At 66.8% G+C, this 1,511-nt stretch carries 1 pseudogene; it reads left to right on the top strand.

The window, feature by feature from the left end:
* Nucleotides 1-123: 123 nt before the first annotated feature.
* Nucleotides 124-1,511 (top strand): annotated as a pseudogene (locus tag ACWDTF_RS24800) (hypothetical protein); the annotation flags it as partial.

Genomic DNA, 1,511 nt, shown 5'->3' with positions numbered 1-1,511 from the left:
TGACCGTCGTCGTGCTGCTTATCGTCTAACGCCATGCTCATAGATTGTCCTCTCACTGATGAGCACTGGACTTACACAGACCATCTGACACCCCCTCGTGAGGTCACCAACCCAGACGGATTGGTGTGGCGATTCGACTACGACCGGGCCGGCCGATTGATCGGCGAGACCGACTACAACGGTGCACACACCACCTATCGGGTGGACGTGGCCAGGCGTGTTGTGGCCCGCATGGATGCGTTGGGGCGCGAAACCACTACCGACTATGACGCGGCCGGCCGGATCGTAGCCACCTCCTCGGAGGTGGACGGGCGCACCGAGTTTCGGTTCAACCGGGCCGGGGAACTGGTGCAGGCTGCCAACGCTGATGCGGTGGTCGATCTTGAGCGTGATCCCGCGTCCGGTGCGGTGATCGGGGAGAGCATCAACGGTATCGTCAGCCGCTGGCATGTTGATCCAATAGGGCGTCGCGCCACCCGCACCGTCGAGGTGCCGGCTGCCGCTGTGGCTGCCGGGCACGGCCGGTGGGTGTCGCAGTATGGGTGGAGTGCCGGTGGCACCTTGTCGACGGTGACCACCTACGCCGACACCTCAGACGGTGACCCCGCCCAGCACGCCGGTACCGGTTCGGGTGCCGGTGTGGTGGATGGATTGCGGTTCGGCTACGACCGGTCCGGGCGCGAAATCTCGCGTGCGATGGGTGCGCGCGCCCATCTGGCGCAGCGTTTCGATGTACGTGACCGGCTGATCGAACAATCCGTCACCACCAGCATGCCTGGGCAGGCACCCGATCTCGAAGGCACACACTCCGGTCCCGCGGTCCGGCCGACGGTGGCCCGGCGGCGCTGGTCGTATCGCCGCGACTCCTATGTCGTGGGTTGCGATGACGCGGTCACCGGCCCCGTGGGCGTCGAGGTGGACGCGACCGGCCGCATCACCGCCTGCACACCTACCGGCAGACCTGCTGTGGCCGAACGGTTTTCCTACACGCCGGCTGGGCTGTTGGACTCGGTGTCGGGTGGGTTGCCTACCGTTGGGGTGGCGTCGTCGCCGGTGGCGGGTCCGGCAGCTACGGGTGGGGATCGTCGGGTGTCGCGGCGGGGCACGTTGATCACCCGGATCGGTCGGGATCGGTTTGTGTATGACGCGGCGGGCCAGTTGGTGCAGCGTCGCCGTCACCGGTTGTCGCGGGGCCCGGAGGTCACCCGCTTCACCTACACCAGTGCCGGGCAGATCCGCACGGTGGTGTGTGCCGATGGCAGCACATGGCGCTACGGGTATGACCCGTTCGGGCGTCGGGTGTCGAAAACGCACACGGCCGCTGATGGACGCTTGTTGGACACGGTGGTGTTCGGCTGGGATGGCGATGATGTGGTGGCCCAAACCAACATCGCCCACACTGCGCGCGGTCAGGTTCCGGCCGGGGCGGCGTCGACCTGGATCTGGACCTATCACCCCGATACGGGCGAGCCGCTGGAACAGCACACCCGCCACCACACCCCCACCCACCC

This window comes from Gordonia sp. NPDC003422 (assembly GCF_053588675.1).
Note: the sequence above shows the minus strand (reverse complement) of the source record. Positions and strands in the feature narration are given on the sequence as shown.